We start from the raw sequence: 24,517 nt of genomic DNA on the forward strand, positions 1-24,517 counted from the left end.
CCTGCTTTTCCTGAAAATCCTTCAAAGCATGCCCCACCCTTCCCTTTTCGCCAAAACCTGCTAAAACGCGCGCCGTTCCCCAAAAGGGAACCACCGGTCGCAGCCTACCCGGTGCCAGCGAAAACAAGGGACCACATCGTTGAAAACACTTGTCATCTGTTCCGGCGGAATGGATTCCGTCACCCTTGCGCACAAGGTTGCGCGGGAACACGAGCTGATCGGCCTCGTATCTTTCGACTATGGCCAGCGCCACAAGAAGGAGCTGGACTACGCGAAGGCCTGTGCCGATGAGCTGAACACCGAGCATATCCTGATCGACATTTCCAATATCGGCCGCCAGCTGACCGGCTCGGCGCTGACCGACGATCTGGACGTGCCGGACGGGCATTATGCCGAGGAAACCATGAAGATCACCGTTGTGCCGAACCGCAACGCGATCATGCTTTCCATTGCCTTCGGCATTGCCAGCGCGCGCGGTGCCGAAGCGGTTGCGACCGCTGTCCACGGCGGCGACCACTTCATCTATCCGGACTGCCGTCCGGCCTTCACCGAAAGCTTCGAGACCATGCAGCGCCACGCGCTGGAAGGCATGGGCGAGATCAGCCTCTTCACGCCTTACGTCCACACCTCCAAGGCGGACATCGCCGCCGAGGGACTGAGGCTTGGCGTCGACTATCGCAAGACATGGTCCTGCTACAAGGGCGGCGAGGTTCACTGCGGGCGCTGCGGCACCTGCGTGGAACGGCGCGAAGCCTTTCACCTGGCCGGTGGCATCGACCCGACGGTCTACGCAGACGAAGCGTTCTGGAAGGAGGCGTGCAATGTTTAGGATCACCAAGGAATTCCACTTCTCCGCCAGCCACCAGATCCTTGGCCTGGGAGAAGACCACCCCTGCGCCCGCCTGCATGGCCACAACTATGTGGTCGAGGTGGAGCTGATGTCGGAAGAGCTGAACGGCATCGGCTTCGTGCGCGATTACCGCGAACTGTCCGAATTCAAGCGCTTCATCGACGACACGCTCGACCACCGGCACCTGAATGACGTGCTGGGCGATGATTGCGTGACCGCCGAGACCATGGCGCGCTATTTCTACAACTGGTGCCGCCAGCGCTGGCCGGAAACCTCGGCCGTTCGCGTGAAGGAAACGCCGAAGACCTGCGCCGAATTCCGACCCCTCGTCTATCCGGGGGCGCGTGCGGCATGAGTATCGAACAGATCCGGGTCAGCGAAATATTTGGCCCCACCATTCAGGGTGAAGGCGCCCTGATTGGCCAACCCACCGTGTTCGTGCGCACCGGCGGCTGCGATTACCGCTGCTCCTGGTGCGACACGCTGCATGCGGTCGACAGCGCTCATCGGGACGAATGGTGCCCGATGACGCCGGAAGCCATCCTGATGCAGGTGGAGATCCTGTCCGGCGGCAATCCGCTGACAGTGTCGCTTTCCGGCGGCAATCCGGCGATCCAGCCGCTTGGAGGCCTGATCGAGCTCGGCCGGAAAGAGGGCTACCGTTTCGCGCTGGAAACGCAGGGCAGCCTCGCCAAGGACTGGTTTGCCGATCTCGACGTCCTGACGCTGAGCCCGAAACCGCCTTCCTCGGGCATGGTCACCGACTGGCAGCGCCTGGCGGAATGCGTCGAGGCCGCAGGGCCTGAGACCCAGACCGTCCTGAAGGTCGTTGTCTTCGACGAGGCGGACTATGCCTTCGCGCGAGACGTCTCAGACCGCTACCCGCATCTCAGCTGCTTCCTGCAGCCGGGCAACCACACCCCGCCGGCGGCAGCCGACACCGATGCCACCATCGACATGGCCGGCATCATGGAGCGCATGCGCTGGCTTGTGGACCGGGTTACCTCCGACAGATGGTACGCAGCCACCGTCCTGCCGCAGCTTCACACGATGATCTGGGGCAATTTGCGCGGGGTTTAGGAACCGGCCTCTCCGGTGTCATCCCGGCCAAGCGTAGCGCGAGCCGGGACCGGGAAGCCAACGGTGTCGCGAGCAGAATCGACAGGCCTTCGCCTCTCCGATCCCGGATCTTCGTCCGGGATGACGACGGAGAGGAAGCTTTTCAAAACCGCTCCCTCATCCTGAGGAGCCGCTCCAGCGGCGTCTTGAAGGAGGGGCGGCACGCACAGAACAAGCGGCCCATCCTTCGAGACGGACCTGACGGTCCTCCTCAGGATGAGGGCGCAGGGAAGCGAAAGCCCAAATTTTGGGTCTTTGCGAGTTCATTCAAGAACACGAATCCCATCCACCGACAGCGCAAAAGCGTGTCCCCGGAACGGGCTCAAAATCAGGAGACAGTCATGTCCGACAAGAGCATCTACGAGAACCTGACCCAGCTCGGGTCTTCCACCGAACTTCCCGACGATCCCGACAAGGCGGTTCTGGAAAAAGTGCCGAACCCGCAGGCTGGCACGGGCTACATGGTCCGCTTCGTCGCCCCGGAATTCACCTCGCTGTGCCCGATCACCGGTGCGCCGGACTTCGCTCATCTGGTGATCGACTATGTGCCGCGTGATTTCCTGGTCGAGAGCAAGTCGTTGAAGCTGTTCCTCGGCTCCTTCCGCAACCACGGCGCCTTCCACGAGGACTGCACGGTTTCCATCGGCAAGCGCCTCGTCGACCTGCTCGATCCCGAGTGGCTTCGCATCGGCGGCTACTGGTATCCGCGCGGCGGCATCCCGATCGACGTCTTCTACCAGACCGGCCCAGCTCCGGACGGCGTCTGGATCCCCGACCAGGGCGTTGCCCCCTATCGCGGACGCGGCTAAGGCAAACTGGGCTGCCTGCGCGGATATGGCGATCCCAAGGTTCGGGCAGGAATTCGGCACTATCGATCAACACCAGGCCGCACCCCACCCGGAAGTGTCACCCCGGGCGAGCATCGTGAGACCCGGGGCCCACTCATTTCCAGAGCCTCAAGACTTGCACAAGGCTCAAAGCGACTGCCTGAACGCAATAGAGATTTCCGAGCTCGCCGCGATGGGCATTGGATCCCGGGTCATGCCCGGGATGACATCTGCGGATGGGGCAAGCCTCGCTTGCCATCCGCTCACCGGAAACACCTGTTGTTCCGCGCAAGAGACCGCGCAATCGGCACACCCGCCGTCCGCCCCACGATCCTTCCGCCTGGCTGGCTGCCTTACTCCGGCACCGGCAGGTTCAGACCGGGGGCTTTTTCGATCACCTGGGTGGTCACCATCTCGAAAGACGGGGCCTTGCTGTCGTAGATCGCCTTGACGATGAAATTGTCACTGCGGCGGACATAGTAGGTGTAGCGGTTTTCCGTGACCATGCCCTGGCTGACGGTGATATCCGCGGCCACCACCTCCACGGCCTCACCCTCCAGCTCTTCCTCGCTGCAGGCCGCGTTACGGATGCTGGCTGCGTTCGTTTCCTTGTCGGCACGTGCCTGATCCGCGTTCTGGCCGGTGTCCATCTCGCGGATCTTTTCCCAGGTCGACCCCTGGTCAGCGGATTGATAGAGCACGTTGCCGTAGCCAAGCACCCACGGGCCTTCCGGTGAGGTTGGCACGGTCAGATAGTGATCCTGCGACAGGTAGAAAAAGTCATTTGTGGTCGGCGGCGCGCCCTTGAAGGCGGTGATCACCTGGGTCTTGGTCGGCGTCGTCTGATCGAGTTGCAGATAGAGTTCCGTGAAACGATCCTGACACGGGTCAGCCAGTGCGCTCTGCATAGAGCCGGCAAGAAGAAAAAGAACTGCGGGCACGCGGTATTTCATGAAAGCCCCCATGGAAATGAATTTAAGAAATCGGCCAAAATCACCGGCCATTCCCATGGAACACTTTTTCCTGCCGCCAAACAATCACCTCGTTGGCTTCAACGTCCCATCCTGACCCTCAAATGCAGCAGGGCCGCCCGATCGGCATCGATCGGGCGGCCCCAGATTGCGTCTGTGTTCTGAATGAACGCAGCTTGCTCTTAGAAATGAACCGACCGTGCGTCGAGCGGCTTCTGGTTCGGCGGAGCGAACTTGGTCAGATCGATCCCTTCGACAGCCGCCTTGTACTCGTCGAGGCTCGGCGTCCGGCCAAGGATGGCCGACAGAACCACGACCGGCGTCGAGGCCAGCAGGGATTCGCCCTTTTTCTCAGAGGAATCTTCCACGACACGGCCCTTGAAGAGACGCGTGGAGGTTGCCAGAACCGTGTCGCCCTTGGCGGCCTTTTCCTGGTTACCCATGCAAAGGTTACAGCCCGGACGCTCAAGGTAGAGAATGTTCTCGTATTCGGTGCGGGCGGTGTTCTTCGGCGAGTTGTCGTCGAATTCGAAACCGGAGTATTTCTGCAGAATGCTCCAGTCGCCTTCTTCCTTCAGCTCGTCGATGATGTTGTAGGTCGGTGCAGCCACCACGAGCGGTGCCTTGAACTCGACTTTCTCGTTGGTCTTTTCGAGGTTCTTGAGCATCTGGGCGACGATCTTCATGTCGCCCTTGTGCACCATGCACGAACCGACGAAGCCCAGATCGACCTTCTTCTCGCCGCGATAATAGGAAACCGGGCGGATCGTGTCGTGGGTGTAACGCTTGGAGACATCCTCGTTGTTCACGTCCGGGTCGGCGATCATCGGCTCGTCGATCAGGTCCAGATCCACCACGACTTCCGCGAAATACTTCGCGCTGTCGTCCGGCGTCAGGGCCGGCTTCTCGCCGGAGCGGATTTCGGCAATGCGCTTGTCTGCCTTGTCGATCAGGCCCTGCAGAACCTTGTTGGCGTTGTCCATGCCCTTGTCGATCATGATCTGGATACGGCTCTTGGCGATTTCCAGGGATTCGATCAGGGTGTCGTCGTTGGAGATGCAGATGGAGGCCTTGGCCTTCATTTCCGCGGTCCAGTCGGTGAAGGTGAACGCCTGGTCGGCGAGCAGCGTACCGATGTGCACTTCGATGATGCGGCCCTGGAAGACGTTGTCGCCGAACTGCTTCAGCATCTGTGCCTGGGTGGCATGAACGACGTCACGGAAGTCCATATGATCCTTCATGGTTCCCTTGAAGGTCACTTTCACCGATTCCGGGATCGGCATGGTTGCTTCGCCCGTGGCCAGTGCCAGCGCAACCGTGCCCGAATCCGCACCGAAGGCAACGCCCTTGGACATGCGGGTATGGCTGTCGCCGCCGATGATGATTGCCCAGTCGTCGACGGTAATGTCGTTCAGCACCTTGTGGATCACGTCCGTCAGCGGGTGATAGACGTCCTTGGGATCGCGTGCGGTGATGAGGCCGAACTTGTTCATGAAGCTCATCAGCTTCGGAATGTTGGCCTGTGCCTTCAGATCCCAGACCGAAGCCGTGTGACAGCCGGACTGGTAGGCGCCGTCGACGGTCGGTGCGATCACCGTTGCCGCCATGGCTTCCAGTTCCTGGGAAGTCATCAGGCCGGTCGTGTCCTGCGAGCCGACGATGTTGACCTTCACACGAACGTCGGAACCGGCATGCAGCACCTTGCCTTCCGCAACGCCGACAGCGTTCCGGTTGAAGATCTTCTCGACCGCCGTCAGGCCCTGGCCTTCGTGCGACACTTCCTTGTTGGGTGCGAACACCGGCGGCATCTCGATGCCGAGGGTTTCTGCGGCAAAGCTCTGCAGCTTCTTGCCGAAGACGATGGCGTAGGAACCACCGGCCTTCATGAACTCGACCTTCTGCGGGGTCAGCGCGGAAGCGACATCGGCCAGTTCTTCATCGCCGGCGTCGTTGTAGAGCTTCTTGGTCTTGGTGTTGATGGTCAGCACCGTGCCGGTCTCGACGGAATACTTCTGTTCCAGAACCGGGCTGTCGTCATTGTTCAGGATCGGCTTGCCGTTTTCGTCCAGCTTCTTGACCCAGTTCTTCAGGTCAATGCCGATGCCGCCGGTCACACCGACGGTGGTCAGGAAGATCGGTGAAATGCCGTTGGTGCCGGCAACGACCGGGGCAATGTTCACGAACGGAACATAGGGGCTGGCTTGCTTGCCGGTCCACAGGGCGACGTTGTTGACGCCGGACATGCGGGACGACCCCACACCCATGGTGCCCTTTTCGGCAATCAGCATGACACGCTTGCCCGGATGCTGCAGCTTGAGCGCCTCGATTTCCTTCTGGGCCGCTTCGGAGATCATGCACTTGCCGTGCAGCTCGCGGTCGGAACGCGAATGCGCCTGGTTGCCGGGGGACAGAAGGTCGGTGGAAATGTCACCTTCGGCGGCGACATAGGTGACGACCTTTATTTCCTCGTCGATGTCCGGAAGCTTGGTGAAGAACTCGGCCTGAGCGTAGCTTTCCAGAACGTCCTTGGCGATTTCGTTGCCGGCCTCATAGGCGGCCTTCAACCGGTCCGTATCGGCATCGTAGAGGAAAACCTGCGTCTTCAGGACTTCAGCCGCATCCCTGGCGATCTGGGCATCGTTGCCAAGAGCCAGGTCCAGCAGAACCTCGACGGAAGGGCCGCCCTTCATGTGGGATAGGAGTTCGAAGGCAAACGCCGGGGTGATCTCATCAACAACAGACGTGCCGAGGATGATTTCCTTCAGGAACTTCGCCTTCGCGCCGGCAGCGCTCGTGGTGCCCGGTAGCGTGTTGTAGATGAAGAACTTGAGCGACTCTTGCCGGTGCTGGTTACCGGTATCCTTGATCTGCGCGACGATCTCTTCAACGAGAGCGGCGTCTTCGATGGGCTTGGGATGCAGACCCTGGCCTTTGCGCGTTTCGATCTCTTTCAGGTAGTCTTCATACAAGCTCATGATGATCCCGGCGTCCTGGTGTTGTTTGAAGCCTGGCTTCCGGATCGCCGAGAGGTCTGGCGGGCCGGGACAGGCTAGCTGAGCGGCGTTTTAATTCAGTATACAATGGTATGCAATATCTTCCCATCCAATAAATGATGTCTATATACCGGTTGGCGCATCTGCATGCACCCAAGATCGCATTTTCGAATTTCCGAAGGTGTTTTCTGGCTTCGATTTCCGGACGATGCCGTTTCAAGAGGCTGAAACTTCAACCGAAGTCTCGACAACGGCGACGGCGTCGTGTCTGGTGGTCGTAGCCAAAGATTGCTATAGGTGCGGCGCATCAATTTGCGGCGGCGACTGAGGGAGAGGCTCTCATCGTACCCGCGCGGAAGGATGCCGGATGACAGAGCGCTGCAGCTCCGTTTCCGGAGCCTTGAGAGAGTATGCCAGGCACCGGTGCACACACGGCCCGGGCCTTTTGGACAATAAAGGAGATCGCACGTCGTGACCCAGTCCCTCGACAGCTTCAAGTGTAAGAAAACACTGACCGCCGGCGGCAAGACCTACACCTATTTTTCCATTCCCGAAGCGGAGAAGAACGGCCTCGAAGGTGTTTCGAGGCTGCCGTTCTCGCTGAAGGTGGTGCTTGAGAACCTGCTGCGCTTCGAAGACGGCCGCACGGTGACCAAGGCAGATATCCTTGCCTGCGCCGAATGGCTGAAGACCCGCAAGTCCGATCACGAGATCTCCTATCGCCCGGCCCGCGTTTTGATGCAGGACTTCACCGGTGTTCCGGCCGTGGTCGACCTTGCCGCCATGCGCGATGCTGCCGTGAAGCTCGGCGGCGACCCGGAAAAGGTCAACCCGCTGGTTCCGGTCGACCTTGTCATCGACCACTCGGTGATGATCGACTATTTCGGCACCAAGGACGCCTTCAGGCAGAACGTCGAACTGGAATACGAGCGCAACCGCGAGCGCTACGAGTTCCTGCGCTGGGGCCAGTCCGCCTTCAACAATTTCCGTGCCGTGCCCCCGGGAACCGGCATCTGCCACCAGGTGAACCTGGAGTATCTGGCCCAGACCGTCTGGACCAGGGACGAGGACGGTGAAACCGTCGCCTATCCCGACACGCTGGTCGGCACCGACAGCCACACCACCATGGTCAACGGCCTGGCGGTTCTGGGCTGGGGCGTCGGCGGCATCGAGGCGGAAGCCGCCATGCTCGGCCAGCCGATCTCCATGCTGATACCGGAAGTGGTCGGCTTCAAGCTGACCGGCAAGCTGAACGAGGGCATCACCGCGACCGACCTCGTGCTGCGCGTCGTGGAAATGCTGCGCCAGAAGGGCGTCGTCGGCAAATTCGTCGAATTCTATGGCCCCGGCCTCGACAACCTTTCGCTGGAAGATGCGGCCACCATCGCCAACATGGCGCCGGAATACGGCGCGACCTGCGGCTTCTTCCCAGTCGACAAGGAAACCCTGAAGTACCTGGAAGCCACCGGCCGCGACAAGGACCGCGTCGCCCTGGTTGCCGAATACTCCAAGGCGCAGGGCATGTACCGCTCCGGCGGCGAGGAGCCGGTTTTCACCGACACGCTGGAACTCGACATTTCCACCGTCGTTCCGTCGATTTCCGGACCGAAGCGCCCGCAGGACCGTATCAATCTTGCCGATGCCGCAGCCGGTTTCGCCAAGACCATGACGGACGAGTTCAAGAAGGCAGGCGAGCTGTCCAAGCGCGTTGCCGTTGAAGGCAAGGACTACGACATCGGCAACGGTGACGTTGTGATCGCCGCCATCACGTCCTGCACCAACACCTCCAATCCGTCCGTTCTGATCGGCGCCGGCCTCGTGGCCCGCAACGCGCTGAAGAAGGGCCTGAAGGTCAAGCCATGGGTGAAAACCTCCCTGGCGCCCGGGTCCCAGGTCGTGACCGACTACCTCGAAAAGGCCGGCGTTCAGGACGATCTCGACGCGCTCGGCTTCACGCTGGCCGGTTACGGCTGCACCACCTGTATCGGCAACTCCGGTCCGCTGGACCCGGCGATCTCCAAGGCAGTCAACGACAACGACCTGATTGCCTGCTCGGTGCTGTCCGGCAACCGCAACTTCGAAGGTCGCGTCAATCCGGACGTGCGCGCCAACTACCTGGCCTCGCCGCCGCTGGTGGTCGCCTATGCCCTTGCAGGCAACTTGAACATCAACATCACCGAGGATCCCCTCGGCGAGGATCAGGACGGCAACCCGGTCTACCTGAAGGACATCTGGCCAACCACGGAAGAGATCACCGACCTCATCCGCGCCTCGATCAACGAGGAGATGTTCCGCACCCGCTATTCCGACGTCTTCAAGGGCGACGAGCACTGGCAGGGCATCAAGGTGGAAGGCGGCCTGACCTACTCCTGGCCGGTGTCCTCGACCTACGTCCAGAACCCGCCCTACTTCGAAGGCATGACCATGGAGCCGAAGCCGCTTCAGGACATCGAGAACGCGGCGGTCATGGGCCTGTTCCTGGATTCGATCACCACCGACCACATTTCTCCGGCCGGCTCGATCAAACTGGACAGCCCGGCCGGCAAATACCTGTCCGAACATCAGGTCGCCCAGAAGGACTTCAACTCCTACGGCTCGCGCCGCGGCAACCATGAAGTCATGATGCGCGGCACCTTCGCCAACATCCGCATCAAGAACCAGATGGTTCCGGGTGTCGAAGGCGGCGTCACCATGAAGGACGGCAAGAAGGAATGGATCTACGACGCCTGCATGGAATACAAGGAAGCAGGTGTTCCGCTGGTCATCTTCGCAGGCAAGGAATACGGCACGGGCTCGTCCCGTGACTGGGCCGCGAAGGGCACCAATCTCCTTGGCGTGCGTGCGGTCATCGCGCAGTCCTTCGAGCGTATCCACCGTTCCAACCTGGTCGGCATGGGCGTCATCCCGCTCACCTTCAAGGAAGGCGAAAGCTGGCAGTCGCATAACATCACCGGCAAGGAACGCGTGACCATCAAGGGCATCGCCGACATCCAGCCACGCCAGATGATGGACGTGGAAGTCACCTATGAGGACGGCACCACCAAGACCATCGAGTGCCTGTGCCGCGTCGATACGCTGGACGAGCTGGAATACATCAAGGCCGGCGGCATCCTGCACTACGTGCTCAGGAATCTCGTGACGAGCTGAGGGCTGGCTTTTCAAGTCAGGTGAGATCGAAGCGGGCCCTTAGGGGCCCGTTTTTTTTGGATAACCAACCCCGGTGGGTCATTCCGGACAAGTGCAGCGAAGTTGCGCGCTGATCCGGAACCCAGCGCATGCTTCGCGCTGCAGGCGCGTCTTTTTTAAGTGTCGGATGCTTGTTTGAGTTTGTGCTCGCTTTCGCTCACGCTGATTCACTGGATTCCGGATCGGGCCGTGCAGCTGCGCTGCAGGGCGCTTTTGTTATTTGCCACTGGTGGAAAAGTCCGTCAGGCTCAACCTCAGGCAGTTCCGGAGGTTTCCTCATGCCAGATACCAAACCACCGCATCTCTCCCATATCGCTCCGGTCTTTCCGGTTTCCGACCTGAAGGCCGCCGTCGCCTATTACCGGAACAGGCTCCTGTTCGAGAGCCGGTTCGAATGGGCGGATACGGAGGCCGAGCCCGTCCGCTATGCCATTTTGTGCCGGGACCATGTCGAATTGCATCTGTCGGCCGGGGCCGGACGGCATCCGGCGACGGCCTATTGCTTCGTGGCCGGGATCGACGGCTATTACACCTCGGTGACAGAAGCGGGCGCCGATATCGCCGAGGCGATCACCGACCGGCCCTGGGACATGCGCGAATTCGGCGCAAGGGACCCGGACGGGAACATGCTCTATTTCGGCGAGCATCTGGAGCGGATCGGGCAGTGAATGCCCTGGGTAAAAACGGGGAGCATGATCCTTACGGAACCCTGGCAGCAGCTGTCGGTTGCGAAGCTCAGAACGAGCCGCTAATAAACCCGTCATGCGCCGATTTTTGATCGTCTGTTTTTTATTGATCCTTTCAGGGACGTTGCTCCCCTCATATGCACAAGAAGCCGTTCAGGAACCGCTTGAAATCGGCGACTCGGGCACGGAGTACCTGCGTGCAATCCGTCTGCGCGGGATCGATACGGACGTGGCCTATTTCGACCCCTCCGCACCGCCACCCAAACTGGACACCACCCAGGAGCCGCCGAAACCTGCGGCGGATCAGGCAGACCCGACCATCGACAACCGCTGGATTCCGGGCCTGATCGTAGGTGGCATCCTTGTTGCCGTTGCCTATTTCTTCCTGCGCTTCGGTGGACGGTTCACGGTGTCGCTAGGCCGGGAGGCAAGCAACCCCGACAGCACCCGCCCCCGCATCCGCGGACAGGCCCCGGTCTGGGCGGAAAAACTCGCTCCGCTTGACGAGATCCTGCGCATGGAAGATCGGCAGAGAGCCCTTGTGCTGCTGACGCAAAAGGTGCTGGCCACCGCCATTGCAGCCAACGGCATCCTGATGCAGCGCAGCTGGACGGCACGCGACGCCTTGCGCCAGTTGCCCGAAAGCCAGGCGAGGGAGCTGCTGCGCAAGCTTGTGACCATGGCCGAACGAGTGCAATTCGGCGGCAGGCACGTCAGCGAAGACGAGTTCAACGACCACGTTGCGAACTGCCGCTACCTGCTGGGTCCGGAGGCGGCATGAGCGAGAGCGCTGCAAATACGCGGCCCAAGGGCCCGAGCCTGGAAACCGCCGTCATCGCACTGATCTGCGTCGCGGTTCTGATTGCCGGCTGGTACATCCTGTCCCAGCGCCAGCAGGTCTTGCGCCGCTCGCCCGCCGGGCTGGACGGCCTGCAGGTCTGGCTGGCGACAAATGGGGCCAGTGCGCAGAATTTTGCTGGCGGTTGGCTGATGGACCAGACAGCGGTCGGCCTGCTGGTGGTACCGCTTTACGATACGCTGCCGGACAGCGAACGCAGCAGCCCTCGTACCAAGGAAGAACTGCTGCTGCAGCAGGATGAATACGATCTGGCGACCGCGGTCGTCCTGGAAAAGGCCGAGCGTGTTCCAACCCTGCTTGTGCTGCCGAAATGGCGCAGCGGCATGCGCCTGACAGGCCTTGCCCACCCTTTCCTGAAGGTTGAGGCGGACCGTCTTCAGACAATCGTCAACAAGGTGACCGGCACCAGCGGCACGAAAATTACCGCCGCAACTCGGCCCTTCTCCGACTTCCGGTACCAGTCACAGCAAGGCGAGCCCTTGCGGGCGGAGATCTACGCCGCCCAGACCTTCGCCAACGAGGCCTGCCGCCCGATCGTCGGTGACACCGGCGCAATGCTGCTGGCCGATTGCCCGCTCGCCGATGCCGGTGACGGCGAACAGGATCGTATTCTGGTGCTGTCCGATCCGGACCTGATCAACAACCATGGCCTGCGATTGGGCGACAATGCCGGCATTGCCCTTGATGTTCTGACTGAAAAGGCCGGCAACCGGAATATCGTCATCGACTACAGCCGCTCCTCTTGGCTGCGCGATCCCGTGAACGAACCCAAGCGCGAGCGCACCTGGGAAGATCTGCTCCGTTTCTTCGGACCGCCCTTCCTCACCCTGTGGCTCGGCACGGCACTGTTGCTGGGGCTGGCGCTCTGGCGCAGCTTCATCCGCTACGGCCCCATCCGCGACGAAGAGGCGGGACCTGGCGCCGGCAAGGATCTGGCGGTCCAGGCGCGCGCAAGGCTGATGCGGCTTTCCGGGCAGGATGGCGCTCTCATTCGCGAATATGCGACCGCCCGTATTTCGGCGACGGCCTCTGCCCTGTTCGGTCCGGCCCATGCCCGCCACTATGCCGGGGAAGACGCCTTCCTGACCTACACCGAACGCCGGCATCCGGCCCTTGCACCGCGCCTGCGCGCGATCCTGGCCGACATACGAAAACTGCCTGCCCGGCTTCCGGCCACGGAAGCCATCCAGCAAATCGACCAATTGGAACAGGTATTGGAGCAAATAACCCATGACGCTTGAAGCGCTGCGCGAACGGACCGATGCCTTGCGGACGGAGATCGGCCGGACCGTACTCGGTCAGGACGACATCATCGACCTGTTGCTGATCGCCTTGTTTGCCCGCGGCCACGTGCTGCTGGAAGGCCCTCCCGGCACCGCCAAGACGCTGCTTGCCCGCAGTTTCTCGGCGGCTCTGGCACTCGATTTCGGCCGTATCCAGTTCACGCCGGACCTGATGCCCGGCGACGTGCTCGGCACCTCGATCTTCGATTTCCGCACCAACGCCTTCGTGCTTACCAAGGGCCCCGTGTTCTCGCAGGTGCTGCTGGCCGACGAAATCAACCGCGCCCCGCCCAAGACCCAGGCCGCCCTGCTGCAGGCCATGAGCGAACGCATGGTCAGCATCGACGGCACGGATCATTCCCTCGGACGGGAATTCATTGTCGTGGCAACGCAGAACCCCATCGAGCAGCAGGGTACCTATCCCCTGCCGGAAGCCCAGCTCGACCGGTTCCTGTTCAAGCTGGTGATCGACTTCCCGCCCGAAGACATCGAGATGGCGATCCTGCGCCAGCACGCGGACAAGCCGCTGGAAGCCGGCATGGAAACCGCCACGCTGTCCAAGGTGCTCGATTCCGCCACCCTTGAGGAAACAAGGGCGCTGGTCGACAGCATCATCCTGAAGGATGACATCCTCGCCTATATCCTGCGCCTGATCCGCGCGACCCGCCAAAGTTCCGAAATCGCCTTCGGTGCCTCGACCCGCGCGGCCGACGCGCTGGCAAGTGCGGCACGGGCAACGGCGGCGCTCAACGGACGCGATTACGCCATTCCCGACGACGTCAAACGCCTCTTCGTGCCGGCCCTCCGCCACAGGATCGTTCTCGGCCCGGCGGCGGAAATCGAAGGCCGCAGCCCGGCGCAGGTCCTGGAAAACATCCTCAACCAGATCGAGGCTCCCCGCTGATCCGGCCGTCCAAACGACTGCTCGCCTTTGGCGCATTGGCTCTGGCCATCTCGGTGATCACGGTTGTCACCGGGGGTGCTGCGCGTGAAATCGGCGCGGTTCCCTGGATCGTGCTCGTGCTTCTGGTCGTCATCGACATGGCCATGTCACTCCGGCGACCGCAGAACCTGACGTTTGAGGCTCCGGCGGAGGTATTTGTCGGCGAGACGGCAAAGCTTCAACTGGAACTTGCCCAGGCGCCCTTGGCCCTGCGAGCGAAACTGGACTGGCCGGAAGGCCTCGGCGGCGACGCGGAGTTCGCGTTTGCCCCGGCAGCGGACGGCAGCTCGCGGGCGGAGGTTGCCTGCCGGGCGATCCGGCGCGGCGTCTGGCGCGTGGACCATCTCTGGCTTTCCTGGCACTCGCGTCTCAAACTGCTGGAGTTCGTGCCGAAACTGGCCGTCGGCGCAGAAATCCGCGTGGTCCCGAACATCCGCATGGTCCAGTCCGGGCAGATCACCACCACCGTTCTGTCGACGCTTTACGGCGTGAAGGAAAACCGTGCTGTCGGTGAAGGATCGGAATTCCAGCAACTGCGGGATTTCGTCCAGGGCATGGACATCAAGACGATCGACTGGAAGCGGTCGGCCCGACGGCGTTCCCTTGTCGCCAAGGAATTGCGCGCCGAGCGAAATCACCATGTCATTGTCGCACTCGACAACGGCTATCTTATGCGCGAGGAGATCGGCGGCCTGCCGAAGATCGACCACGCCGTGACCGCAGCGCTGGCGACCGCCTGGGCGGCTGCCATTGGCGGTGATCTGGTCGGCTATTATTCCTACGACGTCAAACCGCGCACCTTCTCCGCACCCGCTCCGGGCAGGACGGCGTTTGCACGGCTGCGCAGCTGGACGGCGGAGCTTTCCTATGTCAGCCGCGAAACCAACCACACCCTCGCGCTCACCGAGTTGAACGCCCGGACGCCCAAACGCAGCCTGCTGATCATCTTCACTGATTTCGTCGACACCACATCGGCCGAATTGCTGGTGGAGAACATCGGCATCCTGGCCAAGCGGCACCTGCTGATCTTCGTCGCAATCCGAGATCCCGACCTTGAGAAGCTGGTGGAAACGGCACCGGGAGATCTCGATGGCGCAGCCACGCTTGTTGCCGCCAACCAGGCACTCAATGAACGCCGCCTGGTGTTCGAAAAACTGTCCCGAATGGGCGTTACCATCGTCGACGCCAAACCGAATGCCGTGACCGCGCGGCTGATTTCCGCCTATCTTGAAATCAAGGCCCGGGAGCTGATCTGATGGACACACAGGATCTGATGCGCTCCGCCCGGTTCCGAAAGGAGCGGGAAGCCGACTGGCAGAGGCTGGAAACTCTGGTTCGCAAGGCCGAAGGCCAGGGCCTTCAGCATATGGAATTCGCGGAGACCCGAGATCTTGCCTCTCTCTACCGGCAGGCGACGACCTCGCTCGCGATTGCGCGCGAAATCTCGCTCGACAAGGCCCTGCTCGGCTATCTGGAAGCGCTCACAGCCCGTGCATATCTGTGCGTCTACGCCCCGCAGGAACGGCTTGGGGGCCTGCTGGAGCACTTCCTGAGGGAAGGCGCGCCACGGGCGATGCGCCGGTCCTGGTTCTACATTCTGATCGGGTTCCTGTGCATGGCGCTAGGGGCCCTCACGGGTTATCTGCTCTATTTCGAGAACAACGACTGGTTCTACGTGATGATGCCGGCCGAACTTGCCGGCAACCGTGGGCCGGACGCGACCACGGAATCCCTGCGCTCGGTCATCTACGGCACCGACCAGGCAAGCGGGCTCGGAGCATTCGCGACCTATCTGTTTTCCCACAACACCCGCATCGCGATCTTCGTTTTCGGTCTTGGTGTCTTTGCCTGCGCCCCTGCCGTCTTGCTGACATTCTATAACGGCCTGTCGCTCGGTGCCTTCCTCGCCCTTCACGTCGACCGGGGCCTGGGTCTCGATCTCGTCGGCTGGCTGTCGATCCATGGCGTCACCGAAATCTCGGCCATCTGCATTGCCTGCGGCGGCGGGTTGCAACTGGGGGCCGCGGTGCTTTTTCCAGGTGACAGATCACGCAGCGTTGCCTTGCGCGAAGCCGGTCGCGATGCTGTGAAACTGGCGATTGTCGCAGCCATCATGCTGGTGGCAGCCGCACTTCTGGAAGGCTTCGGCCGGCAACTGGTGCAAAGCCTTGACGCCCGGCTGATCATCGGCTGGGGGATCGGCGCGCTCTGGCTGTCCTGGTTCCTGTTGGGAGGCCGGAGCCGGCGATGAGAGTGCGTTTCTGGAAACGAACCAAGACCGACCGGCCACCGGCTTCAACGCTTGTGCCGCCGGAGGGCGTTGCACTGACGCTGCCCATCGCGGGTGTTGGGGTACGCTTTTCTGCCCAGCTCATCGATATCATCCTGACCGCGATTGCCGCGACCTGCCTGGTGATCCTGCTCGCTCTGATCAACCTGACGACACCGCAGACACTGATGGCCATCGCCGCCCTGCTGTTCTTCCTGATCCGGGTTCCCTACTATGTGCTGGCCGAGCTGGCCTGGAACGGCCAGACCCTCGGCAAACGGCTGATGAAGATCAAGGTGGTTTCCCATGACGGCGGACCACTGACCGCCCGCGCGCTTGTCCTGCGCAACCTGATGAAGGAGGCGGAGATCTTCCTGCCCGGGACGCTTCTGCTGACGCTGGATTCGGCAACGCCGCTTGCCTCGCTCGCCGCTTTTGCCTGGGTTACCATGTCGCTGATGATCCCCCTGTTCAACCGCTACCGGCGCCGGCTGGGCGACATGATGGCAGGCACCCATGTCATCCACCTGCCGGTGCCGGTGCTTTTGAAGGATCTGGCCAGCGAGACGGTCGCGACCGGGACAGCACGCAAGAAATTCGTCTTCCTGTCCCATCAGCTCGACCACTACGGCGCCTTCGAATTGCAGACACTGGAAACGCTGCTGCGTGGCCAGAATACACCGTCCGGAGCCGAAGCTGCCCACCAGCGGAACGCCACCCTGGAAGCAATCGTGGAAAAGATCCGCAAGAAGATCGGCTATGCCGCTCCGGTGCCTCCGGTGGATCGTTTGCCGTTCCTGCAGGCGTTCTACAACGCCCAGCGGGAACATCTCGAGCAACGCCAGCTGTTCGGCGACAAGCGGAAAAACAAGCACTACGCCCAATCCGGCGAGGAAAAATAGACCTTTCGCCCTCTCCGGCTCCAGTCATCAAGTGGATCAGCCAGTTTGCAGAAACAGGACAATCATAGCCTCAGAGCCTATTTCCTTGATCGGGTTGGCCAGTCCGAGGGGTCGCAGGGGCGCCATGTCCGGCAGTCACTTGGGATCGGCGCGCTGATAGGAACCAGTTTTTCCATCACGATCCGGAATCTTGTGCCGGTCCTTGCGATCGGTTTTGTAGTCAGCCTCCTGGGCGCTCTGCTGGCTGGATCGCTTGTCGGCGTCGATGCCGCGCTCAATCTGGAAACGGACGACACCAGCGACCTGGCCGGCCTCGTCGACCTTGCGACGGCCTTTGTCGATGTGATCGTTTTTGCCGTGACTGCGGCCTTTCTCGCCCAGCTGACCTATGACGCCCGGTTGAACCGCCCGGTCTCGATTGCCCGCTATTTGCTGCCGGCCCTCAAAGCCAGTGCGCCGATCTGCCTGCAAAACGGGCTGCTGGTCGTCATCTTCGTGTGCATTGCGTTGCCGCTGGTCTTCATTGCGATCTTTGTGAATACGACCCTGATTTCCATCACGGCGCTTGCGGTTCTGCCTTTTGTCGCCCTGTGGGGATGTTCGGCCTTCTCGGTCCTGGCCCCCGCTGTCGTCATTGAACGGATTGGCTTCAGCGGCATGAGCCGCAGCTGGGCGCTGACGAAAACCTATCGTTGGCAGATTGCCGGCGCACTGCTGCCGGTCTGGCTTTGCTCGCTGGCCGTCACGCTTGCCGGCGCCTTTCCAGTGGAGCTTCTCGCCCGTGAGGGAAGTTACGTCTGGGCCCTGCCCGTCTTTGCCGCAACCAACGCGCTGGCAAGCGGACCGTTGGCAATCCTTGCCACGTTGGTTTACGCGCGACTGCGCGAAATCAAGGAAGGTATCAGCGTTGACCAGGTCGCCGATGTCTTCGACTGAGTGTCAGGAGGGTTGAACTTCCGCGCAAGGCCCCGCTTGTGACCTGCTGCAGAAGGATTTATGGTGAAAAATCGCAAGAGTAACTGTCTTCAGCAGAGGGCGGGCAAGATGCTCATGCGATCGGGATCTACCGGTTTTCGGACAGTCCACGGCTTCAGGCGGATGATCGTCGCTCCTCCCGTTTGGCGGGCAGCGTTCGTCGGTATGTGGGCTGGAATTAGATAACCACTTTTGAAAAAACTATTGGAAGTTTTACGGAGCAATTGAATGACCGACACGACCCTAAGCCAGCCCACGGCCTCCCTTGGCGTTGGCTCCATCATCGGCGAGAGCTTCTCGATCCTCCTCAAGCATTTCATTCAGGTCGTCATCGTCGGCTTCGTGCCGAACCTGATCGGCTTCCTGATTTCCGGCCTGCTGGTCGGCTTCGGCGCCGCACTCGGCATCCAGCCGCAGGAGTTCACCGGCCCCGGCAGCGCTGTTGCCAACGTGCTGTCGATCCTCGTCAGCATGGTGGTCTATTCCATCACCACCGCACTTCTGGTGCAGCTTGCCTATGACGCGAAGCTGTCGCGCCCGGTACAGCTTGGCCGTTACTTCGGTCCGGCCCTGAGCGCTGTCGTGCCGCTGGCGATCCTCTCGATCGTCGTCTCGATCCTGGTTGGTATCGGCCTGGTCCTGCTGGTCGTTCCGGGCCTTTGGGTCTATGCGGTATTCGCCGTCATGGCACCGGCCGTGGTGATCGAACGCGCCGGCTTCGGTGGTCTTGGCCGCAGCAAGTATCTTACCAAGGAATACCGCTGGCCGATCCTGGGTGCGCTGGTACTGGCCATCATCTGTGCCACCATCATCAACATCGTCGCTCTGTTCGTCGTCGGCCTCGTGGCCTCGGCCGGCAGCATCGGCATGGTCATCGGCATCATCCTGTTCGCTGCCATTTCCACAGTCGGCGCAGGTTTCCTGAGTATCCTTGTCGCACTGATTTATGCGCGCCTGCGTGAAATCAAGGAAGGCGTCAGCGTCGACCAGATCGCATCTGTGTTCGACTGATCGCCCAGCAACGCGGGCAAACCGCGCTGCTTTTTGAAATTGTCCGGCAAGCGGGTCCGGACACCAGAGCACCCGGGGCAAGCCCCGGGTGTTTTGTCTTTGAGCAAAGACAAGGCGGGGAATTTTCCTTGCATCATAACAGTGCGGCCAACTAACAAGGTTCAACCCAACCTGCCGCCGGAGCATTCCCCTGAGACTGATTGCCGAAAACCTGACCATCGATCGCGGCGGACGCCGGGTGTTTCAGGACCTGTCCTTTGATCTTCCCTCCGGCACGGCACTGGTCGTGACGGGCGCGAACGGCATCGGCAAGTCGTCGCTGCTGCGGACGCTGGCAGGTCTTGTCGCGCTGGCTGGCGGCACGCTTCGGCTGGAACAGGGAGAAGCCGACCGGTCACCGGCTGAACACGCCCATTATTTCGGCCATCAGAACGCAGTCAAGGCGGCGCTTTCCGTGCTGGAAAACCTGACGTTCTGGCAAGGCTTCACCTCACCGGTTTCGGCATCTGTCTTTGGCGCAACGGCAATGTCTCCCGAGGAAGCGCTTGATCTCCTCGGCATAGGCCACACGACAGACCTGCCGGCAGGATTTCTCTCCGCCGGTCAGACGAGGCGCCTGGCCCTTGCCCGGCTTCTGGTCACGCCCCGGCCGATCTGGCTGATGGATGAGCCGACGTCGGCGCTGGACAAGGCATCGGAAGGCCAGCTTCTGGACCTGATGAACGGACATCTGACCGCCGGCGGCATGATCATAACTGCTACCCACACCGATCTGGCCCTTGCCAATACCAAGATCCTGCATCTGCGCACCGCTGAACCCGTTTCGCTGCACGAGGAGGATCTGCCCGCATGAGTTCCTGGGCTGTTGTGCTGTTTCGGCGGGATCTTCGGCTGTCTGTGCGCGTCGGCGGCAGCGCGCTTGTCGGTGTGCTGTTCTTCCTGGCCGTTGTCACCGTCATTCCCTTCGGCGTCGGTCCGGATCTGAACCTGCTTTCCCGCATTGGTCCTGCCATCTTGTGGATCGGTGCACTTCTGGCGACACTCCTCGGTCTGGACAGGCTGTTTCAGGCTGATCGGGAGGACGGAACGCTGGACCTGATGCTGATGGCGGGACGGTCGCTGGAACTGCTTGTGCTGATCAAGTGCCTGGCGCACTGGGTCGCAACGGGCCTGCCGCTGGTGATCGCCGCACCTCTGCTGGGCATCTTTCTCAATCTCGACCCCGTCGCCACGGGAGCCGTCACGCTCACGCTGCTGGTCGGCACACCGGCCCTGACGCTGATCGGCGCCATCGGCGCGGCCCTCACCGTCTCGTTGCGCCGAGGCGGTCTTCTGCTGGCCGTGCTGGTGATACCGCTGGCCATTCCCGTGCTGATTTTCGGCGTCAGTGCCGCGGATGCCGCTATTCATGATCCTGTGCCGTTTCTGACGCCGTTCCTGATCCTGTGTTCGCTGTCGCTGATTGCGGCGGTGATCGGCCCGCTTGCCGCTGCCGCGGCGCTCCGGTTTGCAGGAGATTGACGGCAATTTGACACCGCGCAATGCACCCTGCGGCATACTCGTCCATTGAAGCGGACAACGCTCTAGATTAGAACGGTTCCATGGCAATTTGGGATTATGCAAATCCGACGCGATTTTTGAGGCTAGTCCAGGTGGTTCTGCCCTGGCTTATCGGCTTGTGCGTCATTGCGTTCGCCGCCGGGCTCTACATGAGCTTCTTCGTTGCGCCTGAAGATTATCAGCAGGGCGACACCGTGCGGATCATGTATATCCACGTGCCGGCCGCCTGGCTCAGCATGATGTGCTATTCCGTGATGGCGCTGTCCTCACTTGGCACCCTTGTGTGGAAACACCCGCTGGCGGATGTTTCCGCCAAGAGCGCGGCCCCCATCGGCGCGGCCTTCACCTTCATGGCACTCGTGACCGGATCGCTCTGGGGCAAGCCCATGTGGGGCACCTATTGGGTCTGGGACGCGCGACTGACGTCGGTCCTGGTCCTTCTGATCATGTATCTTGGCCTGATGACGCTGTGGCGCACGATGGAAGATCCGATCAAGGCCGGCAAGGCGGCAGCCGTGCTGACGCTCGTCGGCGCGCTGAACCTGCCGATCATCAAGTTTTCGGTCGACTGGTGGAATACGCTTCACCAGCCGGCCAGCGTCATGCGCATGGACGGCCCGACCATTCATCCGGACATTCTCTGGCCACTGCTGGTCATGGCGATCGCCTTTACGCTGCTGTTCTTCGTGTTGCATCTGATGGCAATGCGTAACGAGATCCTGCGCCGCCGCGTGCGTGCCCTGCGCCTGCGCGCAGCCAGCGCTGCCCAACCGGGCACAGCGGCAGCCACGGCTCAGCCTGCGGAGTAATTCTCATGGATCTAGGCCCACACGCTGGCTTCATCTGGGCGTCCTATGGCCTTTGCCTCTTCACGGTCATCGGACTGATCGCCTGGGTGCGCATCGACAAGGCCCAACAGGAAAAAGCCCTCAAGGACCTGGCAGCCCGGGGCATTTCCCGCGCCCGGCCAGCCGGTGAAGGAAAAGCAAGCTCATGACGTCCCACGATACCGGTGCCGGCCGACACGGGCAGCAGACTGCCAAACGCGGTTTCCCGGTTCTGGTGCTGCTGCCCTTGGTAGTGTTCGCAGCGCTCGCCGCCCTGTTCCTGTTTCAGCTGACCCTCGGCGGCGATCCGCAGAAAATTCCCTCTGCGCTGATCAACAAGCCGGCGCCGGAATTCGACCTGCCGCCGGTTGAAGGCCTCACCGATGGTGACACCGCCGTTGCCGGGTTTTCCCGTCAGGATCTCATCGGCAAGGTTTCCGTCGTCAATGTGTTTGCATCCTGGTGCGTGCCCTGCCGCCAGGAGCACCCGCTTCTGGAAGAGCTGGCAAAGGTCGAGGGCATCCAGCTTCTCGGTATCAACTACAAGGACAAGCCGGAAAACGCCCGCCGTTTCCTGGGTAGCCTCGGCAATCCGTATCAGCGCGTCGGCGCAGATACCGGTGGTCGCACCGCGATCGAATGGGGTGTCTACGGCGTGCCGGAAACCTTCGTCGTCGATGGGGAGGGCACGATCCGGTACAAGTTCATCGGTCCGCTGAGCCCCGAAAGCTATTACGACGTCTTCCTGCCGGAGCTGCAGAAGATCATGGACGGCAACAAATCCTGATCTTGCCAACCTTGTGGTGCCTGCCTGTCACCTGCGCAGGCCATTGTCCCCGCTGATTGTTTGCAGTGACAACGGCGAACCGGCCAAGCCCCATTTACAAATCGCCACGGGGCCGTTCTAAAGTCCGGATCATCTTTTTCAGCCGATTCCGGAGAGGCCCGTCTTGAAAGTACTTGTGATCGGTGGCTGCGGGTTCATCGGGTCTCATGTCGTGGACAAATGCCTTCAGCAAGGCCTGTCGGTACGGGTCATGGACACCCGGCCGGAACTTTACCGGCCGCCGCTTCCCGGTGTCGACTACGTCTTCCACAGCCTGTCCGATCATCACCGGCTCGCCGACACCCTGTCCGGTGTGGATGCGGTGGTGCATCTGGCCAGCACGACCGTTCCCTCGACCTCGAACCTCGATCCGGCCGCCGACATCTCCGGCAACCTTGTTCCCACGGTTCGCCTTCTGGAAGCCATGCGGGCAAGCGGAACGAGGAAACTCGTCTTCTTTTCCTCCGGTGGCACAGTCTATGGCATCCCGACAAAGGATCCGGTGCCGGAAGATCATCCGCTGAACCCGATCTCATCCTACGGCATCGTCAAGCTGGCGATCGAACAGTACCTGCGCATGGAACAACAGCTCCACGGGCTCGAGTTCGTCGCCCTGCGACCGGCGAACATCTATGGACCGCGCCAGGCGCAGGTCGGCCTTCTGGGCGTGATCGGAACCTATCTGCGCAAGGTGGCGGAGGACGCCCCCATCGAAATCTGGGGGGACGGCAGCGTCGTGCGCGACTTCGTTCACGTCGAAGACATTGCCGACCTGTGCCATCGCGCCCTGACCTCCGGCGCGTCCGGCAGCTTCAACGCCGGAAGTGGCGAAGGCACGTCCATCTCGCAGATCGTCGACATCATCGGCCAGACCACAGGGCGCACCCTGGAGCCGGTCTACAAGCCGGGCCGCAACTTCGATGTGCCACGGGTGGTGCTGGATATTGCCAGGGCACAGGCGACGTTCGACTGGCAACCTGCCGTTCCCCTGCGGCGCGGCATCGGAGAAACGTGGGAATGGGTGAAGCAGCACAGCGAACCTTGATGTGCCGTTCGCGCTGGAACCTGCAGAAAATCGGCGACTGACTGAATCGGACCCGCCGCATCAGTTCATTTACCCATAATAAAATCGACGCTGGCATAGATTTCCCGGAAGCCTGCGGTCATTAGTGTCCCTGGGTTAATTGAGGGGATGATTTGCGCATGAACGTGACCGACAGCGCGGCAAAGGTTCGACTGGAACAACTGACCGGACTGCGCTTCTTTGCAGCTTTGCTGGTGTTTGGCGTTCATTTCCGCTGGGATACCAGCGGCGACTTCGTCAAGACGATCGCCGAACAGGGCTATGTCGGCGTCTCTTTCTTCTTCATCCTGTCCGGCTTCGTGCTGACACAGTCCTACAAGACGAGAATCCTTGCCGGCGCGATGTCCTTTCGCGACTACTTCCTGCTGCGCATTGCCCGTCTGACACCGCTGCATTTCCTCACCGGATTGCCGTTTCTCTATTTCTCGATCATGCAGGTCGAGGCGATCTACTCGGAAGAATTCAGCGTCATCAAAACGGTTTTGAACCTGACCTACCTGCAGAGCTGGATTCCGGTTTCCTCGATCTATTTCTCTCTCAACGCACCGTCCTGGTCGCTGTCGGATGAAATGTTCTTCTATGTGTGCTTCTTCGGCCTGGTCGCGTTTTCACCGCGAAAGCTAGTGGCGGTGACCCTGGGGCTCGGTGTGGTGGTGTTCGTTTCCGCCCTGCTGGTTCAGGTATTCCTGGGCGATGTGATCTTCTTCGGCAAATACCCGTTCTCGCATTGGCTGTTCTATGTCTTTCCCGGCTTCCGCATTCTGGAGTTTCTGGTCGGCATGGTTCTGCATGAGGTCTGGCGTCGCGGCGTCCGGCTGCCCGGCGCAGTGCAGCCACTCAGCTATCTTCTTCTGTTCCTGGCGATGTGGCTGGCACCGGATGTCCCGGATCCCTTCCGCTATTCCCTGTTCTACCTGCCGGTCATCACACTGTTCTTCTATGCACATCTGACGGAAGGCGCCGCACTCACACGGGTGTTTGCAACCCGCCCGCTTGTGCTTCTCGGCAATGCCTCTTTCGCCTTCTATCTTGTGCACCAGCCGTCGCTTCACCTGATGAACATCTTCCTGAGGCCGTCCATCCCGGCGGATATCGTTTTCTTTCCGGTATCGCTGTGCATCACGGCAGCGTTTTCGATCTTCCTCTACCGCATTTATGAGATGCCGGCGGAGCGGGCGCTGAAATCATGGGTCAAGGGAAAGCGGTCCGCACAAACACCGAACGAGGCAACATCCTGACGCGTCGAATTCCGCGTCTCGCTGCGGCGAGCCGCTTAACATAATCTCAATGCTGACGGCGGATTATTGCGGCGAACCGGCCAATTTCAGGCCGGACACCACCAGCCG

23 protein-coding genes are annotated in these 24,517 nt (G+C 61.2%); 21 read left to right on the forward strand and 2 right to left on the reverse strand.

What is annotated here, in order from left to right; all coding sequences use genetic code 11:
• Positions 1-139: 139 nt before the first annotated feature.
• From queC to queF, 4 genes are all read left to right on the forward strand, one after another.
• Positions 140-829, forward strand: a complete 690-nt coding sequence (queC, locus tag ACVDG9_RS23990) for a 7-cyano-7-deazaguanine synthase QueC (RefSeq protein WP_077291507.1) — start codon at positions 140-142, stop codon at positions 827-829.
• The gene (gene queD / locus ACVDG9_RS23995; protein ID WP_023002759.1) at positions 822-1,205 is read left to right on the forward strand and encodes a 6-carboxytetrahydropterin synthase QueD; all 384 of its coding nucleotides are present in this window, start codon (positions 822-824) and stop codon (positions 1,203-1,205) included. Before queC ends, queD begins: the two co-directional genes overlap by 8 nt.
• Positions 1,202-1,930, forward strand: coding sequence for a 7-carboxy-7-deazaguanine synthase QueE (gene queE / locus ACVDG9_RS24000; protein ID WP_152509195.1), 729 nt, complete (start codon positions 1,202-1,204; stop codon positions 1,928-1,930). Before queD ends, queE begins: the two co-directional genes overlap by 4 nt.
• A 380-nt stretch (positions 1,931-2,310) precedes the next feature.
• Positions 2,311-2,778, forward strand: a complete 468-nt coding sequence (gene queF, locus ACVDG9_RS24005) for a preQ(1) synthase (protein ID WP_006937960.1) — start codon at positions 2,311-2,313, stop codon at positions 2,776-2,778.
• A 371-nt stretch (positions 2,779-3,149) separates the two neighbouring features.
• On the opposite strand, the gene ACVDG9_RS24010 is transcribed toward queF, so the two are convergent.
• A complete protein-coding gene (locus tag ACVDG9_RS24010) occupies positions 3,150-3,749 on the reverse strand; it encodes a hypothetical protein (protein WP_447239172.1) in 600 nt (199 codons plus the stop codon).
• 200 nt (positions 3,750-3,949) lie between these two features.
• On the reverse strand, positions 3,950-6,742 hold the full coding sequence (locus ACVDG9_RS24015; RefSeq protein WP_447239173.1) for a bifunctional aconitate hydratase 2/2-methylisocitrate dehydratase: 2,793 nt from the start codon (positions 6,740-6,742) through the stop codon (positions 3,950-3,952).
• A 489-nt stretch (positions 6,743-7,231) separates the two neighbouring features.
• Here ACVDG9_RS24015 and acnA point away from each other — a divergent pair, with 489 nt between their 5' ends.
• From acnA to ACVDG9_RS24100, 17 genes are all read left to right on the forward strand, one after another.
• A complete protein-coding gene (gene acnA / locus ACVDG9_RS24020) occupies positions 7,232-9,907 on the forward strand; it encodes an aconitate hydratase AcnA (RefSeq protein WP_023002755.1) in 2,676 nt (891 codons plus the stop codon).
• Between the two features lie 317 nt (positions 9,908-10,224).
• Positions 10,225-10,614 carry a bleomycin resistance protein gene (locus ACVDG9_RS24025; protein ID WP_023002754.1) on the forward strand — a complete coding sequence of 130 codons (390 nt, stop codon included), beginning with the start codon at positions 10,225-10,227 and terminating at the stop codon, positions 10,612-10,614.
• Between the two features lie 142 nt (positions 10,615-10,756).
• On the forward strand, positions 10,757-11,413 hold the full coding sequence (locus tag ACVDG9_RS24030; RefSeq protein ID WP_173017291.1) for a DUF4129 domain-containing protein: 657 nt from the start codon (positions 10,757-10,759) through the stop codon (positions 11,411-11,413).
• Complete coding sequence (locus ACVDG9_RS24035; protein WP_447239174.1) at positions 11,410-12,732, forward strand: hypothetical protein; 1,323 nt, start codon at positions 11,410-11,412, stop codon at positions 12,730-12,732. The genes ACVDG9_RS24030 and ACVDG9_RS24035 overlap by 4 nt, the downstream gene beginning before the upstream one ends.
• Positions 12,722-13,678: an AAA family ATPase gene (locus ACVDG9_RS24040; protein ID WP_055659892.1), complete on the forward strand. Its 957-nt coding sequence runs from the start codon at positions 12,722-12,724 to the stop codon at positions 13,676-13,678. The genes ACVDG9_RS24035 and ACVDG9_RS24040 overlap by 11 nt, the downstream gene beginning before the upstream one ends.
• A 53-nt stretch (positions 13,679-13,731) precedes the next feature.
• A complete protein-coding gene (locus ACVDG9_RS24045) occupies positions 13,732-14,973 on the forward strand; it encodes a DUF58 domain-containing protein (protein WP_082444732.1) in 1,242 nt (413 codons plus the stop codon).
• Positions 14,973-15,968, forward strand: a complete 996-nt coding sequence (locus ACVDG9_RS24050) for a stage II sporulation protein M (protein ID WP_023002749.1) — start codon at positions 14,973-14,975, stop codon at positions 15,966-15,968. The genes ACVDG9_RS24045 and ACVDG9_RS24050 overlap by 1 nt, the downstream gene beginning before the upstream one ends.
• Positions 15,965-16,888, forward strand: a complete 924-nt coding sequence (locus ACVDG9_RS24055) for an RDD family protein (RefSeq protein WP_447239175.1) — start codon at positions 15,965-15,967, stop codon at positions 16,886-16,888. Before ACVDG9_RS24050 ends, ACVDG9_RS24055 begins: the two co-directional genes overlap by 4 nt.
• A gap of 45 nt (positions 16,889-16,933) precedes the next feature.
• Entirely contained in the window at positions 16,934-17,824 is an 891-nt protein-coding gene (locus tag ACVDG9_RS24060) for a glycerophosphodiester phosphodiesterase family protein (protein WP_447239176.1), read from the forward strand.
• A 267-nt stretch (positions 17,825-18,091) separates the two neighbouring features.
• A complete protein-coding gene (locus ACVDG9_RS24065; protein WP_023002746.1) occupies positions 18,092-18,874 on the forward strand; it encodes a hypothetical protein in 783 nt (260 codons plus the stop codon).
• Between the two features lie 190 nt (positions 18,875-19,064).
• Positions 19,065-19,727 carry a heme ABC exporter ATP-binding protein CcmA gene (gene ccmA, locus ACVDG9_RS24070; RefSeq protein WP_152505276.1) on the forward strand — a complete coding sequence of 221 codons (663 nt, stop codon included), beginning with the start codon at positions 19,065-19,067 and terminating at the stop codon, positions 19,725-19,727.
• Entirely contained in the window at positions 19,724-20,395 is a 672-nt protein-coding gene (gene ccmB, locus ACVDG9_RS24075) for a heme exporter protein CcmB (RefSeq protein WP_023002744.1), read from the forward strand. The genes ccmA and ccmB overlap by 4 nt, the downstream gene beginning before the upstream one ends.
• Before the next feature lie 80 nt (positions 20,396-20,475).
• Positions 20,476-21,243, forward strand: coding sequence for a heme ABC transporter permease (locus tag ACVDG9_RS24080; protein ID WP_023002743.1), 768 nt, complete (start codon positions 20,476-20,478; stop codon positions 21,241-21,243).
• Positions 21,244-21,248: 5 nt separating this feature from the next.
• On the forward strand, positions 21,249-21,431 hold the full coding sequence (ccmD, locus tag ACVDG9_RS24085; protein ID WP_023002742.1) for a heme exporter protein CcmD: 183 nt from the start codon (positions 21,249-21,251) through the stop codon (positions 21,429-21,431).
• Positions 21,428-22,048: a DsbE family thiol:disulfide interchange protein gene (locus tag ACVDG9_RS24090; protein WP_023002741.1), complete on the forward strand. Its 621-nt coding sequence runs from the start codon at positions 21,428-21,430 to the stop codon at positions 22,046-22,048. Before ccmD ends, ACVDG9_RS24090 begins: the two co-directional genes overlap by 4 nt.
• Positions 22,049-22,211: 163 nt before the next feature.
• Positions 22,212-23,132 carry an NAD-dependent epimerase/dehydratase family protein gene (locus ACVDG9_RS24095; protein ID WP_447239177.1) on the forward strand — a complete coding sequence of 307 codons (921 nt, stop codon included), beginning with the start codon at positions 22,212-22,214 and terminating at the stop codon, positions 23,130-23,132.
• 158 nt (positions 23,133-23,290) lie between these two features.
• Positions 23,291-24,409: an acyltransferase family protein gene (locus ACVDG9_RS24100; protein ID WP_447239178.1), complete on the forward strand. Its 1,119-nt coding sequence runs from the start codon at positions 23,291-23,293 to the stop codon at positions 24,407-24,409.
• Positions 24,410-24,517: the final 108 nt, after the last annotated feature.

It is taken from the genome of Roseibium sp. RP-7, from assembly GCF_053005225.1.

Excerpts from the sequence above, each read along its gene's own strand:
- queD (WP_023002759.1), top strand. The coding sequence starts at position 822 with ATGTTTAGGATCACCAAGGAATTCCACTTCTCCGCCAGCCACCAGATC.
- queE (WP_152509195.1), top strand. The coding sequence starts at position 1,202 with ATGAGTATCGAACAGATCCGGGTCAGCGAAATATTTGGCCCCACCATT.
- queF (WP_006937960.1), top strand. The coding sequence starts at position 2,311 with ATGTCCGACAAGAGCATCTACGAGAACCTGACCCAGCTCGGGTCTTCC.
- ACVDG9_RS24010 (WP_447239172.1), bottom strand. The coding sequence starts at position 3,749 with ATGAAATACCGCGTGCCCGCAGTTCTTTTTCTTCTTGCCGGCTCTATG.
- ACVDG9_RS24015 (WP_447239173.1), bottom strand. The coding sequence starts at position 6,742 with ATGAGCTTGTATGAAGACTACCTGAAAGAGATCGAAACGCGCAAAGGC.
- ACVDG9_RS24025 (WP_023002754.1), top strand. The coding sequence starts at position 10,225 with ATGCCAGATACCAAACCACCGCATCTCTCCCATATCGCTCCGGTCTTT.
- ACVDG9_RS24035 (WP_447239174.1), top strand. The coding sequence starts at position 11,410 with ATGAGCGAGAGCGCTGCAAATACGCGGCCCAAGGGCCCGAGCCTGGAA.
- ACVDG9_RS24040 (WP_055659892.1), top strand. The coding sequence starts at position 12,722 with ATGACGCTTGAAGCGCTGCGCGAACGGACCGATGCCTTGCGGACGGAG.
- ACVDG9_RS24050 (WP_023002749.1), top strand. The coding sequence starts at position 14,973 with ATGGACACACAGGATCTGATGCGCTCCGCCCGGTTCCGAAAGGAGCGG.
- ACVDG9_RS24055 (WP_447239175.1), top strand. The coding sequence starts at position 15,965 with ATGAGAGTGCGTTTCTGGAAACGAACCAAGACCGACCGGCCACCGGCT.
- ACVDG9_RS24065 (WP_023002746.1), top strand. The coding sequence starts at position 18,092 with ATGACCGACACGACCCTAAGCCAGCCCACGGCCTCCCTTGGCGTTGGC.
- ccmB (WP_023002744.1), top strand. The coding sequence starts at position 19,724 with ATGAGTTCCTGGGCTGTTGTGCTGTTTCGGCGGGATCTTCGGCTGTCT.
- ACVDG9_RS24080 (WP_023002743.1), top strand. The coding sequence starts at position 20,476 with ATGGCAATTTGGGATTATGCAAATCCGACGCGATTTTTGAGGCTAGTC.
- ccmD (WP_023002742.1), top strand. The coding sequence starts at position 21,249 with ATGGATCTAGGCCCACACGCTGGCTTCATCTGGGCGTCCTATGGCCTT.
- ACVDG9_RS24090 (WP_023002741.1), top strand. The coding sequence starts at position 21,428 with ATGACGTCCCACGATACCGGTGCCGGCCGACACGGGCAGCAGACTGCC.
- ACVDG9_RS24100 (WP_447239178.1), top strand. The coding sequence starts at position 23,291 with ATGAACGTGACCGACAGCGCGGCAAAGGTTCGACTGGAACAACTGACC.